Origin of the sequence: Anaerobacillus alkaliphilus, from assembly GCF_004116265.1 — a bacterium.
In the GTDB taxonomy this organism is placed as follows: Bacteria; Bacillota; Bacilli; order Bacillales; family Anaerobacillaceae; genus Anaerobacillus; species Anaerobacillus alkaliphilus.
This window is the reverse complement of the sequence record NZ_QOUX01000023.1, coordinates 100,977-116,313: the sequence shown is the minus strand read 5'-3', so window position 1 is coordinate 116,313 and position 15,337 is coordinate 100,977. Positions and strand designations below refer to the sequence as shown.

General features: G+C 35.2%; 14 protein-coding genes and 1 tRNA gene. 11 read left to right on the top strand and 4 right to left on the bottom strand.

Annotation, left to right across the window (positions count from 1 at the left end):
- Window positions 1–92: 92 nt before the first annotated feature.
- Entirely contained in the window at window positions 93–1,235 is a 1,143-nt protein-coding gene (locus DS745_RS06350) for a DEAD/DEAH box helicase (protein ID WP_129077438.1), read from the top strand.
- A gap of 52 nt (window positions 1,236–1,287) precedes the next feature.
- Here the strand turns inward: DS745_RS06350 and DS745_RS06345 are convergent, their stop codons facing one another.
- Window positions 1,288–2,616: a sodium-dependent transporter gene (locus DS745_RS06345; protein ID WP_129077437.1), complete on the bottom strand. Its 1,329-nt coding sequence runs from the start codon at window positions 2,614–2,616 to the stop codon at window positions 1,288–1,290.
- 230 nt (window positions 2,617–2,846) lie between these two features.
- On the opposite strand from DS745_RS06345, the gene DS745_RS06340 reads away from it, so the two are divergent.
- Complete coding sequence (locus DS745_RS06340) at window positions 2,847–4,499, top strand: tetratricopeptide repeat protein (RefSeq protein WP_161568191.1); 1,653 nt, start codon at window positions 2,847–2,849, stop codon at window positions 4,497–4,499.
- A 598-nt stretch (window positions 4,500–5,097) separates the two neighbouring features.
- Window positions 5,098–5,511 (top strand): S1 domain-containing post-transcriptional regulator GSP13, encoded by a 414-nt coding sequence (gene yugI / locus DS745_RS06335; RefSeq protein ID WP_129077435.1) that lies wholly within the window; start codon window positions 5,098–5,100, stop codon window positions 5,509–5,511.
- Window positions 5,512–5,704: 193 nt separating this feature from the next.
- On the opposite strand, the gene DS745_RS06330 is transcribed toward yugI, so the two are convergent.
- Window positions 5,705–5,932: a DUF378 domain-containing protein gene (locus DS745_RS06330; protein ID WP_071317845.1), complete on the bottom strand. Its 228-nt coding sequence runs from the start codon at window positions 5,930–5,932 to the stop codon at window positions 5,705–5,707.
- Between the two features lie 322 nt (window positions 5,933–6,254).
- Between DS745_RS06330 and DS745_RS06325 the strand changes: the two genes are divergently transcribed.
- The 5 genes from DS745_RS06325 (at window position 6,255) to DS745_RS06310 (ending at window position 10,382) form a co-directional block, all read left to right on the top strand.
- Window positions 6,255–7,418: an iron-containing alcohol dehydrogenase gene (locus DS745_RS06325; protein WP_129077460.1), complete on the top strand. Its 1,164-nt coding sequence runs from the start codon at window positions 6,255–6,257 to the stop codon at window positions 7,416–7,418.
- A gap of 216 nt (window positions 7,419–7,634) precedes the next feature.
- A complete protein-coding gene (locus tag DS745_RS06320) occupies window positions 7,635–8,981 on the top strand; it encodes a glucose-6-phosphate isomerase (protein WP_129077434.1) in 1,347 nt (448 codons plus the stop codon).
- Window positions 8,982–9,285: 304 nt separating this feature from the next.
- Window positions 9,286–9,687, top strand: coding sequence for a YugN-like family protein (locus tag DS745_RS06315; protein WP_129077433.1), 402 nt, complete (start codon window positions 9,286–9,288; stop codon window positions 9,685–9,687).
- Window positions 9,688–9,872: 185 nt separating this feature from the next.
- On the top strand, window positions 9,873–10,043 hold the full coding sequence (locus tag DS745_RS24520; protein ID WP_161568190.1) for a hypothetical protein: 171 nt from the start codon (window positions 9,873–9,875) through the stop codon (window positions 10,041–10,043).
- Between the two features lie 39 nt (window positions 10,044–10,082).
- Window positions 10,083–10,382: an ArsR/SmtB family transcription factor gene (locus DS745_RS06310; RefSeq protein ID WP_129077432.1), complete on the top strand. Its 300-nt coding sequence runs from the start codon at window positions 10,083–10,085 to the stop codon at window positions 10,380–10,382.
- A 1-nt stretch (window position 10,383) separates the two neighbouring features.
- On the opposite strand, the gene DS745_RS06305 is transcribed toward DS745_RS06310, so the two are convergent.
- Together DS745_RS06305 and DS745_RS06300 are read right to left on the bottom strand one after the other, a co-directional pair.
- A complete protein-coding gene (locus tag DS745_RS06305) occupies window positions 10,384–11,910 on the bottom strand; it encodes a GGDEF domain-containing protein (protein ID WP_129077431.1) in 1,527 nt (508 codons plus the stop codon).
- A gap of 218 nt (window positions 11,911–12,128) precedes the next feature.
- Entirely contained in the window at window positions 12,129–13,130 is a 1,002-nt protein-coding gene (locus tag DS745_RS06300) for a potassium channel family protein (protein ID WP_129077430.1), read from the bottom strand.
- Between the two features lie 153 nt (window positions 13,131–13,283).
- Here DS745_RS06300 and DS745_RS24855 point away from each other — a divergent pair, with 153 nt between their 5' ends.
- The 3 genes from DS745_RS24855 (at window position 13,284) to DS745_RS06290 (ending at window position 15,189) form a co-directional block, all read left to right on the top strand.
- The gene (locus DS745_RS24855; RefSeq protein WP_196121204.1) at window positions 13,284–13,442 is read left to right on the top strand and encodes a hypothetical protein; all 159 of its coding nucleotides are present in this window, start codon (window positions 13,284–13,286) and stop codon (window positions 13,440–13,442) included.
- Between the two features lie 70 nt (window positions 13,443–13,512).
- Window positions 13,513–13,588 (top strand) — tRNA-Ala (locus tag DS745_RS06295).
- A gap of 593 nt (window positions 13,589–14,181) precedes the next feature.
- The gene (locus DS745_RS06290) at window positions 14,182–15,189 is read left to right on the top strand and encodes a LacI family DNA-binding transcriptional regulator (RefSeq protein ID WP_129077429.1); all 1,008 of its coding nucleotides are present in this window, start codon (window positions 14,182–14,184) and stop codon (window positions 15,187–15,189) included.
- Window positions 15,190–15,337 lie beyond the last annotated feature (148 nt).

Below are 15,337 nucleotides of genomic sequence, written 5' to 3'. Positions count from 1 at the left end.
GTTGGAAGGTTTTTCATGAAAAATGTTTGTTCTTTATAGGTGTTTTCTGTATAGTACAGGTAGACTGAAACAATTGAAAGGTGATCGCAAAAATGGAAAATGGATTTCAAAGTTTTGAGCTTGCGCCTTTTTTACTAAAGGGCTTAGAAAAAATGAATATTTCAACTCCGACGCAAATACAGCAAGAAGCAATTCCAAATATACTAGCAGGACATCAGGTTGTCGGAAGATCGAAAACAGGTTCGGGTAAAACGCTTGCTTATTTACTACCTCTTTTAACAAAGATGGACGAGTCTGTCAAAGATTTACAAGGGATTGTATTAGCACCAACACACGAACTAGCAATGCAAATTTACCGAGTGTTGGAAGAGTTAGTAGCTGACACAAACTTTAACATCGATGTGTTTATTGGTAGTGCAAATATTAAAAGGCAGTTAGAAAAGCTGAAAAAGCAAAAACCACAAATTATTGTTGGGACGCCAGGACGTATTTTAGAGTTGACGCAACAGAAGAAATTGAAAATACATCTATGTAAAATGCTTGTCGTAGACGAGGCTGATCGTATGCTGCAAGAACGTGAAACGAGACAATCTTTTATCGAAATATCTAAGCGGTTAGAGAAAGACGCTAAATATATGTTTTTCTCTGCAACGATTCCAGGGAGATTATTGGAAGATATTGAAACCCTTATCAGGTCGGAAGTTTTACTAGTCTCAAGTGAAGAGAAGCTAGAAACTAAAAAAGTTGAGCACTCATTCCTAAAAGTTGAAGATCGAGAACGAATCGATATGGCTAGACGTCTTGTCCACAGCCTAAAGGTAAAACGTGGGATCATCTTTGTAAATCACTTAGACAAAGTAGCAGAAACAACGGAAAAGTTCTTATATAAAGGAATGAAAGCAGCTGCCTTATCAAGTGATAGTGATAAACACCAACGTGCCAAGGTATTGCAGCAACTACAGTCAGGAGAAATTGAAGTTGTCGTGGCTTCTGATGTAGCAGCGCGGGGACTCGATGTAGATGATGTCACACATATCATCAATATTCATCCACCTGTAGACGAAGATGCCTATGTTCATCGTGCTGGTAGGACGGGAAGAATGGGAAAAAAAGGTGTTGTCATAACGCTCGTTACACACAAAGAATTTTTTATTATTGATAAATTTCAAAAAAAGTTAGGATTTACCTTTGTGGAAAAAGAATTAACTTACGGGAAACTTAACGATAAGAAATAATCAAAAAAGCTGATCACTCAAATAGTGACAGCTTTTTTGATTATAAAAGATTCTAGCGCAGAACGATAACTAAAAAAATTGCTGTTGGAACTATGTAGCGTATCAAGAAATACCACAGCTTGAAAATTGAAAACGTTATGCTAGACCCTTGTGACATTTCGTTGTATAACTCTTCCTTGGTTAATTTGTTCGCGATAAAGATCGCTACAAATAGTGCTCCAAGCGGCAGTAAAAAGTTACTAACAAGATAATCTAGAAGATCGAAGAAGGTTCTCCCGAAAAAAGAGAATTCTGCTAGAAGACCAAAGGATAGAGCTGATGGTATACCTAGAACAAAAATGAGAAGACCGGCAGTCCATGCTTTTTTCTGACGTAGATCATTTCGTCCTTTTGTAAGTGAAGCGACAATGATCTCTAATAAAGAAATGGATGATGTAAGTGTAGCGAATAGCAATAAAGCCAAGAAAAACACAATGAAAAGAGATCCAAATGCCATTTCATTAAAGACTGCTGGCAAGACAGTAAAAATAAGACTAGGTCCTTCAGTTGGTTCAAATCCAAAAGCAAAAACGGCAGGGAAAATGGCTAGACCTGCTAGTAGTGAAATTAAGATTGTTAACCCAACAACAGATGCTACTGATCGAGGAAGACTTTCACCTTTTGGTAAGTAGGAACTATAAGTTACCATTGTTGAGATACCTAGGCTTAGGGCAAAAAATGCTTGGCCTAAAGCAAATAGAAAAGTCTTTGATGTGACGTCTGAAAAGTTTGGCATTAAAATAAATCGGACCCCTTCTAATGCTCCTTCTAATGTCAACGACCTAAATACAAGAAATATAAATAAAACAAACAAGGTAGGCATCATCACTTTTGTTGCTCGTTCAATCCCCTTCTGAACTCCACCTTGGACGATAATAATCGTTAGAAAAATAAAAATTAAATGTGCAGCTACAGCTTGAGTGGGATTAGAAATAATCGTTCCAAACAATTGTTGGTACTCCTTCAATTCCAGACCACTTAAACTACCTGTGAGACTGCGTAAAAAATAATTAACGACCCACCCACCGACCACACTATAGAACGATAAAAGGATGATTGAAGTACAGACGCCTAATTTTCCAATCCAGTGCCAGTATGTATTTGGTGCAATACTTCTATAAGCAGAAATTGCTTCTTTTTGTGTTTTTCGACCAATAATAAACTCGGAAATTAGTAAAGGTGCTCCCAAGAAAATAATGAAAACTAAATAAATGAGAAAGAAAGCACCACCGCCATTTGTACCAGCTACGTAAGGAAGTTTCCAAATAGCACCTAGTCCTATGGCAGACCCGGCTGCGGCTAGGATAAAACCGAGCTTTGATGACCATTGATTTTTTGACATGATAAAACGCCCTTCAAAAAAAGTAATGTCAATTAATATAAGCTGATTTTATGTAATTGTCAAATTGAAAATTGTGATTGTATTTGAATTTCATCTACTATAATTGTTCATTTTTGTCGATGCTATGGCTGAAAAGCAAGAAATTTGCGTTCTAAAACTGGCAAGAAATTAGATTTTATATTATTATAAGTAGTTGATGGGTTTTAATGGGCGGAAAGGGAGTTTTCACTATGAAACGGAATCAAACCAAAAAAAATAAAATAAAAAAATCACCATTGATTGGTACTCAAGAGCGTTTAAGCTCTTTTCAAAAAAAATCACCTCATAAATTTAGACAAGTATTTGAGTACCACCAACATGGTCAGCGTAAGTTAACTGAGGGGAATGTTGGTGAAGCCAAAGGTAGCTTCGAGAATGCATTATCAATTTATCCTGAGTATATACCTGCTCAAAATTACCTAGCCGTTATTTATGGTATGCTTGGTAACTTTAAAGAAGCGTTTCAGTTTGTAAAAAAGGTTATAAAACTAGATGACCGTAATGTATTTGCTCTTATTCAAGGTGCAATATTCTTATTTAGACTTCAACGCGGAAAAGAAGCTGAAAGCTATGCCCAAACAGCACTTGCTTCTTATCAAGAGCGAGAAGGAATAGATCCATATCATGATTATGACATGTTACAGAAGCTTGTGGAAATGTTCTCGGTACTCCGCTTAGATAAAGAGATCTGTGAACTATACACAAAGCGGAAACAACAACTATCAGCCATTTCACTTTATCGCTCAGCTTTAGCCATAAGTAATGAAAAGAATTATGAAGAAGCGCTGTTAGCTTTACGAAGTATTAAGGGTGACCAAGCTCTTGCTGAAAAAAGTACCTATTTAGCACAGAGCATCGAGTTATTTATGGAAGAAAGTATTCGTGTACCTTTACTCTTTGCAGAAGAAGATAGTGGTTTTGAACAATTAATGGCAGTTTATCGCCTATTTGTTGGAGAAGAAAAGCAGAAACAAGTGAGCCTTGATTACTTAAATAGCCACTCAGATAAATGGACAGTGGAGAGTAGTAAAAAGCTTTTAGTATCTAGTCGTATTGAAGATTGGCTGAAAAAAGCAATTTTATCAAATTTAGCTGACATAGGCGAAACTGAAAAACCAGTAACCGTATTGCTAGGTGGAGTAATGCAAGAGATCTCTTTAACGCCAATTGAGCTAACGTTGGATGAAGAGATGTCAGATTTATTTAGAATAGCCAAAGAGAATGTAATTGAAGGTAATATACAAGAAGCAATTGAAAAATTCACAACGATCGAACAATCGTCGCCAACGTATGTACCGGTTTACGTGGAACTAGCAAATAGTTATTTAGTCTTGAACCAATTCGATGATGCAAAAAGAAATTTAGATAAAGCATTGGAAATTGCGCCAATAACAATCGTATTACTAGCGCTAAGTAAATACTATGTCGCTGTAGCTGAATATCAAAAGTCATTTGATCAACTTACTCGTTTTGATACAAGGGAACTAGAAAATAACTCTGATGTACATGAGGCAATAGAATTAAAAACAAGAGTTACGTTGGAACTATTTGGCCTAGAGAAGGCGAAAGAGTTATTCGAATTAGAAAAACAGAAATTCCAATTGGTATTAAACGATTGGGACTCTCTTCAAAATCGAATAGACGAGTTATTTAGTAGTCAAGAATTAGTAGCAGAGACTAGAAATAAAGAAGATATAAACGAACATCTAGAGAAGCTTAAAAAAGACGAACTAGTTGCGATAGTGAAAGAGTACAATATCCGAGGTTATTCGAAATTAAATAAAAGTGGTTTAATCGAATTAATTAAAACGCATATTTATGACAAAGGTTTATGGAATAAATAAAGGCTGGTTTCGCAAAGTTTGTTGCTTTCGTAAAAATCCCAAAAGCCCGATTTTTACACAAAATACAAAGAATTGACCACTAATTAAGTAAGTATTGCTCTTTTCTTACTTAATTTATTGGGTGATATCTTCATCAATGGGTATCCCTTCGATTATTTAAGAGTGAAAAAGCAACATTATTTACGAAAGCTGTTTTCGCAAAGTTTGTTGCTTTCGTAAAAATCCCAAAAACCGGATTTTTACACAAAACACTTAGAATTCACAACTAATTTAGTAAGTATTGCTCTTTTCTTACATAATTTATTGGATGATATTTCCATTCGGGGTATTTTTTCGATTGTTTTAGGGGGAAAAAGCCACAATGTTTACGAAAAGAACCTTACGAAAAGAGCCTAAATAAAAAAACACGCATTGATTTATGGAGAAAATCAATGCGTGTTTTTTGATGTTCAGCATAATTTAGCTATATTATTATTGTATATTGTACAAAATAAAATGAGTTTTCAATCGTATACGTAAATAGAAAGTCCTCGTCTTTGTTTATTATTACGTTTTGTGCTATACTTAATAAGTTAAAAAATAGTTAGGAGTTGTTTTTATGTCAGAGCATTTAGAAGTAGGAAGTGTAGTAGAAGGAAAGGTTACCGGGATCAAGCCTTTCGGAGCGTTTGTTTCTATTGATGAAGAAAAACAAGGGTTAGTTCATATTTCTCAAGTTGCACACGGATTTGTTAAAGATATTAACGATCATCTTTCAGTTGGTGACGAAGTTAAGGTAAAGGTGATGTCTGTTGATGAAACGACTGGGAAAATTTCTCTATCAATTCGTGAAACAGTAGCTGCTCCAGAAAAACCAGCAAGACCAGCTAAGCCTCGTACTGAAAGACCAAAAAAGGTCGAAGTAAGTCAAGAGAAGAGCCAAGGCTTCAACACGCTTGAAGAAAAATTAAAAGGTTGGTTAAAACAATCAAATGAAATTCAAGCAGATCTTAACAAACGTACAAAAAAATAAATAGTAAAACAGCAATCGAGCCTTCGGTTGCTTTTTTATTTTATATAAACGTGTCGAAATAGACAAATCAACAGTATCATTTCCATTATTATGACAAATTATTCCCTAGGAAATGAGAAAAGAGGCTGACAATGTAAAAGATCGTCGCCATTCGACTAAACCTCTTACACGTCAACCTCAGTAGAAAGAAAGCTTACCTTTCAGTTTGTGGGCTTCTTTCTAATTCTTCATCAGGTTTGAAAAGGATAGAAATACAATATAAACCTGCAAGTCCGACTAAAGCATAAATAAATCTTGAAAATCCAGCAGCTTGACCACCGAAGATGGCAGCAACTAAATCAAAGCGAAAGAACCCAATTAAGCCCCAGTTAATCGCACCAATAATTGCAAGTACTAAAGCAAAGCGTTGAATTCCGCTCATTCCTCTCACCTCCTTAAAGGGGGATTAGTAAGTAATAGAAGAACCTGTCAAAATAACTTAACAAGTTTTTCTTATACTACCCATAAGTGAAAAGATAGTACAAGAAGCTACCTTCTATATTTAGAATGGTTAAGTAAGCTAAAATTTATACATTTACAAAAATCTAATTATGAATTTTGACATATTAATCTGGGTAAAAGATGCTTACAGAATTACTTCTGTAACGAATGTTTAACAGGACAATATGATAATATTGAGTCTTATTACTTTACGAAAAAAAAGGAAATCGTACATAATAGTTATAGAAAGGATGGGGTGAATGATGGAGAATTTTATATTTCAAAATCCTACAAAATTAATCTTTGGAAAAGGTCAAATTGAACAGTTGCAAAAAGAAGTACCACAATACGGAAAAAGAGTTTTACTTGTATATGGTGGTGGAAGCATTAAACGCAATGGCCTTTATGAAGAGGTTTTGGAACAATTAAAGGTTTTAGGAGTGGAAGTGTTTGAATTAGCAGGTGTTGAGCCTAACCCGCGTTTAACAACAGTACATAAAGGTGTTGAAATTTGCAAAAACGAAAACATTGAATTTATTTTAGCTGTTGGTGGAGGAAGTGTTCTCGATTGTACAAAAGCAATTGCAGCAGGGGCCTTATATGAAGGAGATACTTGGGATATTGTTACTAGAAAGCATCTTCCAACAGAAGCACTTCCGTTTGGTACAGTTCTAACATTAGCAGCAACTGGTTCTGAAATGAATTCTGGTTCTGTTATTACAAATTGGGAAACAAAAGAGAAATACGGGTGGGGTAGCCCACTTGTTTTCCCGAAATTTTCAATCTTAGATCCAGTAAATACATTCTCTGTACCTAAAGATCATACGGTTTATGGTGTTGTTGATATGATGACTCATGTGTTTGAACAATATTTTCATCCAACAACGAATACACCACTACAGGAAAGAATGTGTGAAGCTGTTTTACTGACAGTTATTGAGGCAGCCCCAAGATTATTGGAGGACCTTGAGAATTATGAATTAAGAGAGACGATCCTTTATTCAGGAACGATTGCTTTGAATGGTTTTTTACAAATGGGGGCTAGAGGTGATTGGGCCTCTCACAATATTGAACATGCTGTTTCAGCTGTTTATGATATTCCACATGCAGGTGGTTTAGCGATTATTTATCCACAATGGCTTCGTCATGTAAAAGACATTGGCTTACGCAAACTTAATCAATTAGCGATCAGAGTTTGGAATGTAGATCCGACAAATAAAACAGAGGAAGAAATTGCCGAAGAGGGTATTGAGATACTTGAGCAATTTTGGCAAAGCTTAGGTGCGCCGAGTCGTTTGAAAGATTATCAAATTGACGATACAAATATTGACCTTATGGCTGAAAAGGCAATGGCAAGAGGAGTTTTTGGTAATTTTAAAAGTTTAGAAAAGCAAGATGTAGTCGAAATCTTAACTAAATCACTATAAATGAAGCGTTCGGGACTCACAAAGTCCCGATGTTTTTGTTTTTGACAAATATTTTTAGTTGGTGACGCTTTCATCCAAAACGAGTCTTGATTTGTTTGGTTTCTTTTAATAAAGTGAATGTGAGAGTTTTTCGAAGAACATAACTAGTTTTTTCTAAGCTAACATATACTAAGGTTATGTCTAAATTAGAAGTAAAACAGAGGAGGTAATTTTTAGATGAGTAAATTACATTTTGATTACTCTAAGGCTTTATCATTTGTTCAAGAGCACGAAGTTACATACTTACAAGACGCAGTGACAGCTGCACACACAGCACTACATAACAAAACTGGTGCAGGAAGTGACTATGTTGGTTGGGTTGATCTTCCTGAAAATTATGATCGTGAAGAATTTGCTCGAATAAAGAAAGCTGCAGAAAAAATTAAAACGGACTCTGATGTGTTACTAGTTGTTGGTATTGGTGGTTCTTACTTAGGGGCACGAGCAGCGATTGAAGCATTAAATCATTCGTTTTATAACATTCTATCAAAAGATGTTCGCAAAACTCCACAGGTTATTTTTGTTGGTCACAATATTAGTTCTACATATGTTCGCGACCTTTTTGATGTACTAGAAGGTAAAGATGTATCAGTAAATGTAATTTCAAAATCAGGAACAACAACTGAACCAGCGATAGCATTCCGTATTTTCCGAGATTACCTCGAGAAAAAATATGGTGTCGAAGAAGCGCGTACAAGAATTTTTGCTACAACTGACAAGGCTCGCGGAGCATTAAAAACACTAGCAACTGAAGAAGGTTTTGAAACGTTTGTAGTACCTGATGATGTTGGCGGACGTTACTCTGTCCTTACTGCAGTTGGCCTTCTGCCAATAGCTGTTAGTGGTGTTGATATCGATGAAATGATGCAAGGTGCTAACGATGCTCGTAAAGATCTAGAAAACCCAGATTTAAAAACAAACAATGCCTATCAATACGCTGCTGTTCGAAACGCCCTTTATAATAAAGGGAAAACAATTGAGCTAATGGTTAATTATGAGCCTTCCCTTCATTTCGTATCAGAATGGTGGAAGCAATTATTTGGAGAAAGTGAAGGGAAAGATCAAAAAGGAATTTTCCCTGCTTCAGTGGACTTCTCTACGGATCTTCACTCAATGGGACAATATGTCCAAGATGGTCGCCGTGACCTATTTGAGACAATCTTGCACGTTGAGAAGGTTGAAAAAGAAATCGTTATTGAAGAAGCTTCTTCTGATTTAGATGGTCTAAATTATTTAGCAGGTCAAACAATGGACTTCGTGAACAAAAAAGCATTCCAAGGAACAATGTTAGCTCACACTGATGGTGGAGTACCAAACTTAATTGTTTCCATTCCTGAACTTACTGCTTACCACTTTGGTTATATGGTTTACTTCTTTGAGAAAGCTTGTGCGATCAGTGGCTACTTATTAGGGGTAAATCCATTTGACCAACCAGGAGTAGAAGCATACAAAACCAACATGTTTGCTCTTCTAGGAAAGCCGGGATTTGAAGAAGAAAAAGCAAAGTTAGAAGCTCGTTTATAAAAGGCTGTTTTCGCAAAGTTTGTTGCTTTCGTAAAAATCCAAAGCCGGATTTTTACACAAATTACTAAGAGTTCACCACTAATTTGTTAAGTAATGCTCTTTGCTTTTAATGGCTGATATCTTCATCTAGGGTATTTTTCCGATAATTTAGGATAGAAAAACCACAATGTTTACGAAAAGAGCCTTATAAAAATAATGTTAGAAAACCAGTCCAACTTAAGGGCTGGTTTTCTTTTTCTCACATGAAAAAATTTATTTAGGATAACCTATAACTAGCAAAGTTGTCTTAAGGAGGCTGTCTAACATGATTGAAATGCCATCGCAAATTGAAAATCAACAATATAAACTGATTGATCTTGAGAAGAAATTAAAACCACTTGGCTATGACATTGGTGGTAACTGGGATTATGATCATGGTTACTTTGATTATAAAATGGATGATGAGGTAAGCTATCTGTTTTTACGCGTACCGTTTACAGCAGTTGAAGGCGAGCTTGATCAAAGAGGTGTAGTCGTGCAACTAGGAAGACCATTTTTATTATCACATGTATATCAAAGAGGACTAGACGATCATGTTCATGATCCGAACCCGTGGGTCAACCAATTCTCAGAACCTGTGGATAAGGATGGTCAATTCCCACAGAATTGGGTGCAAACAGGGAAGGATTTAGTGAAAGAATTAGAAGCGGTTTTATTATATTCATAAGTAAATGGGCTAACTAGGGAAACTTAGTTAGCTTTAACTATGTCGAAAAATAAATCAAAAAAATTTGATTAAACGTGTTGCTAAATATTGGTTAAGGGTGTAATATCTACTTAGATCAAAAAAAGTTGATGAAACAAACCCTTTAAATCAAAATATCTTGATAAAAAAACTGGAGGAATGTTACAATGTTTACTAACCAATACTTTTTACAGGCTGAAGCAAAGTACCGTTATGAAAATCTTAAACAATCAGTGAGACAAGTGAAAAAAGAAGAGGAAGAAATAACTTTACCAAATTTACTAAATGGTATGGCACAGCAAAAGCCTTGCTGTAACACAATTTGCTGTGCTCAATAAGAGAAGGTGATTTAGATCAGAGAAATAGAGCTTTTACAGTTGAATAACACGAAATCTTTCAAAGATTACGAGCTGAAATTCAAAGCACTGGCCGACGAAAAACGGCTACAAATTCTTCATGAACTAGTTGTAAGAGGAAAAATATGTGTGTGTGATTTATGTGAAATCGTTGATATGAAACAATCAAAGCTTTCCTATCATTTAAAGATACTATTAGATGCTGGCTTTATAAAAAAAGAGACAGAAGGAACTTGGAGTTACTACGAGCTAAACGAGGCAGAAGTAAACGAGATCCTGTCCGAAAAGTTATGCTGTGTATTTACAACAAAAAGGGAGTAACTTAAGTAGTTATTCCCTTTTTTGCTTTATACATTTCATTATCTGCAAGTTTGATTATTTTTGTTATATCAGTAGTGTCTATTGGATACTGCGCCTTACCAATGCTAAAGTTAATAACTACTTCTTGCTCATTGATCAAAAAAGGTTCCTTTGAAAAATAGTCCAAACGCCTCATCATTTCTTCAATTATGTCTTTATTAGTTTCCTCAAAGATTATTACGAATTCATCGCCTGCTTGTCTATAGACGAAACCCTCGTTTTTTATGGTATTTGTTAGTCCTTTGGAAAATGAAATTAAGAACTCATCGCCGCACATATGGCCATATGTGTCGTTAATTTCCTTGAATTTATCAATGTCTATAAACAACAAGGTAAACGGTTGTTGCTTCAGTTTATAATTTTCCATTTTGTCATACAAAGCTCTACGATTAGGAAGTCCTGTCAGATCATCGTGGTAAGCCATGTAGTTTATTTGTTCAAATGCATATAGAAGTTCGTTATTTTTCTTTGAAAGTTGTTCTGTTCTTTGCTTTACTTTTACTTCTAATCCCACTTTTAAAGTTGATATCGATTGCAATAGCTGATGGATATATAAACTAGAGAGTATTTGACGGATTAAGACTAATATAATTGTCAGTACTAAGGTAATTTGAAGTACAACATTACCAGCGTATATCACAGAAAAAACTAATAAAAGAATACAAAGGCCCTGTAGTACCATTCGGTACATGCTAGATTTAAATGACAGATAAGATGGCATTTTGTCAGATGGTTCAGTTAGATTACCTACCGTTTCTTTCAAACTGTATACCCCGTAACCATATAATAAAATTGTTAAACTCCAAAGTGGATCTAGCAAACTACCTGCTGTGAAAGAAGATTGATAGTAAGAGATTGCAAATAATGTATCTCCTAAAAGCTGAATTAAAGCAGCGAGGAAAAAGATTAACATGGATTTTTTTGGTAAAATAAAATTTTTATCGTAGTAACAAATAATTATAGCTATATTTAACAGGATAATTAATGCAGGGTATAACGTTGCCATCGTAATCTCAATAGGCAAAAATCCATTGGCTTTAAATTGAGGTACGAAAAAATACACCGTTAAAAGAACGACAATTGTTTTATAGATGATTGTCACGTCTAGCAGAAAATTAATAAAATGAAGGCGTTGACTAGTTACATAAGCAAGGTATATAAATCCAATAATATACGAGATCGTATTTAGATCATAAAATATATCACTGGGGCTAGGGATAGGATAATTGTCTAATAGTAAAACTTGATAAGTCCAAGTTACTTCAGCTAACAAGTAACTACTTGTCCCAATAATAAAAAATAATATAAAAGTTTTTAACGGGGGAGATACCCTTCTAAACATTTGGATCTGAAGAAATAAAGAAATAAAGATTGCTGTTCCTGAGAAAAGAGATGTTATGTAATCTGTTAAAACACCCGTAGAAAGACTAAGACAAAAAATATATAGGGATATGAATATAGCAATTGCAAATGTATGTCTTCTATTCATTTAAAATATCCTCTCCTTATGAAGAATTATACTACAGATATTTTCTAAATTATAGATACTACAGAAGTTCAAATATGACTCTAGTATTAATTAAATGGTGGTACTTAAAGGGTGACAGTTGTAGGAGATAGAGTCTGTTAAATCCGACATTATCTAGGCTCTTGTACATCAAAAAGACGACATCTATCCTTAGATTAGTCGTCTTTTTGATTTTACAATCAACCTAGTCGTTTTATTTCAATAAAGTGATCGCCTTTTTGAAGAATTATTGTTGGCAGGGGGGTTAATTCAACCTTGTTATCTCGATACAAGCCTATAACTAGCGAATGATCGTTATTAATAATTGAAAAGCAATCTTTATATGTCTTTCCGTATAGGTGGGTAGGAACTTCTGAATACAGTAGCATATGATCATTTTGATGATCGAGCAGCTGGTGGACGACATTAATGATTCCATGGTACATAGTACTATTTATCATCGCAAGACTGGTTAATAACGAAGTTTCAATAATCTCATCAGCACCTGCCCGAAGACAATTGTTTTTTTGCTCAGGTGTTAGGATTTCAACAACGCTGTAGATTTCTGGGTTTAGCCCTTTGATCGCTAAAAGCGTAATGATACTTTTTGGATCGGCTTCTGACTCGTACGTGTGAAGGTTTGCTGTAATGACTACTGTATGTGCCTTTTTAATATTCGCTCTCTGTAATGTATCATCTTCTAAAGGGTTTCCGCGAATAAAGTGGACCATATTGCTACTTAGTGGACATTGTTTTAACGTTTGATCAATGAGCACAATCTCTAACTCGGGATTTAATTTTTGTAAATGTATAATCATATTCCTTGATCGTTCATTCCAGCCTACAATCACATAATGACCATCTTTCTTAAATGATAACTCGCCATGCTTTAAGGCATTTCTAGTAGTAATTGTCGAAGACGCGAATGTCGTAACAAAAAAAGAGACAATACCAATTCCAAACATAATAACAAAAATGGCGAGAATCCTTCCTACCGTTGTAACGGGTGTATAATCACCGTACCCAACTGTAGAAGCGGTTACAATTGCCCACCAAATGCCTTCGAACAATGTGGGGTATGACTCAGGTTCAATAAAATGAATCGCAATACCCGCTGTTACGATGAGGAACAAGACAATAATAAATAACCTTAGAACAACTGGAAAACGAGCGTATGTATGAGTAACTGCAGAAAAATTCATAAAGTTCTCTCTCCTAAATTGAAAAAGGTTTAATAAAAAACACGTATTGATTAGTATAGCCAATAATACAACTTTGTATAGTCAGTTAGATGGAAAGAGGGACAAGTCATGTGATATGATTAGTGAGAGTTGTTATAAAAGGATGTGAAATATTTGATTCAAGTACTCGTGTTTATCTTTACAATATTTGTTGGCTGGCTAATCTTTGATTTCGTAAAACATAAGAAGCTGCAAAAAGAGAATGTACTCACTGCATTGATTTCTGCTATAGTTGCAGGAGTAGCTTATTATGTATTGTATTGGGTATTTTAAGTTAGGGTAAAAATTACAGTTGAAAATTAATTTATTTTTGCTATAATCATTTTATTGATATAAATTTTGTGGGGGCTTAGCTCAGCTGGGAGAGCGTTTGGCTGGCAGCCAAAAGGTCAGCGGTTCGATCCCGCTAGTCTCCACCAACCAACTTACATAACGACTTCGTTTCTTGCTAAAGCAAGGAATGGGGTCGTTTTTTATTGTTGTTTATTATTATCAGGGATAAGAGGAAGCCTCTTTTGATTGTTCACATAAAACATCATTGATCTATTAGCAACATATATAGACTAAAATCGAAAGCGCTTTCGATTTTAGTCAGAGCCATAAAGAACTAGAGGGAGGGATTTTTCTTATGCTTAACCGAAAGCACTTTGGGAAAATTTATTATATACCATCCGATTTTTATTAGAAATGAAAGTGTCGTATCAACAATATTTGATTTAGATGAGGATGTCTCGAACACTCCTGAGGTACGTCTTATCGGCATGGAGCTTGAGGAAAAAGATTTAATAGAACCAATACTAATGGAAGGCGATTATATAGTTAGAGAAGTTACTCTTAAAAATGGAGGGACCATTAAAAGCGCTATCTGCAAATTATAAGGAGAAAGTTTTGAAAAATCCGTGCATGTTAGTTTTCAAAATGGCCACAATTATATTTGAAAGCATTCTTGACTTTCTGGGTAATTGATTATATTATTATATCGAAAGCGCTTTCGATATTGGAGGGATGACTAGTGGCTACTATATATGATATTGCAAAAAAGACTGGGTATTCCATCACAACAGTATCTAGGGCATTAAACGACTATCCTGATGTGAGTGCAAAGACCAAAAAGATTATCCTAGATGCAGTAAAAGAAATTGGTTATTACCCAAATTCAATTGCTCGTTCATTGACAACGAAGAAATCGTGGACGTTAGGAGTTATCTTTATTGAAGATTTAGGAGTGGGAATTAAGCATCCATTTTTTAGTGCAGTAATTCAGAGCTTTAAACAACGAGTGGAAAGCTCAGGTTACGATATTATTTTCTTGAGCCAAAATGTCGGTTCAGAAAAAAAGAGCTACTTAGACCATGCACTACATCGTGGTGTTGATGGGATTATTGTTGTTTGTTCAAACTATGATAACCCAGAAGTACAACATTTAATGGACTCTGACTTGCCAAGCGTTGTAATTGACTTGCATAGCAATAAGTCAAGCGTTGTATACAGCGACAGTTTTTCAGGGAGTGAGATTGCTGTCAACCACTTATATGCTCTTGGTCACCGCAAAATCGCACATATTAGCGGTCACGAAAAAACGTTTGCAGGGAATGAAAGATTAAGAGGATTTAAAAATGCAGTTGAAAAGCTTAATTTAGATATTCCAGAATCATATATTATTGAAGGAGGCTTCTTCTCTTTTGATGATGGCTATCAAGCCATGAAACGGTTACTTGAGTTAAAAGACCGTCCTACAGCAGTTTATGCTGCTAGTGATTTGATGGCAATTGGTGCAATAAGTACTATAAACGAAAACGGATTGAATGTACCTGCTGATATCTCAGTAATAGGTTTTGATGATATTGAGTTAGCAAAATACACTACTCCTAAGCTAACAACAGTTAGGCAGGATACGGATTTAATAGGAGAAAATGCAGCAAAAGTCTTGTTAAATCAAATTAATGACAATAATAAGGTGTTTTCTGCTATTACGATCCCAGTTGAATTAGTTACTAGAGAGTCAACTAGGGAGCTTTAATCGGAGAGAGGACTACATAAAAGTAGTTCTTGTCTAATCCGAAAGCGCTTTGGGTGGTTATGAGCTGTTTTCTGTATTCAAAAGAGTTTTGGAAGCGTGACAGAAAAACAATTTCTGTTAATTCCGAAAGCGCTTTGGGAAACAAAGT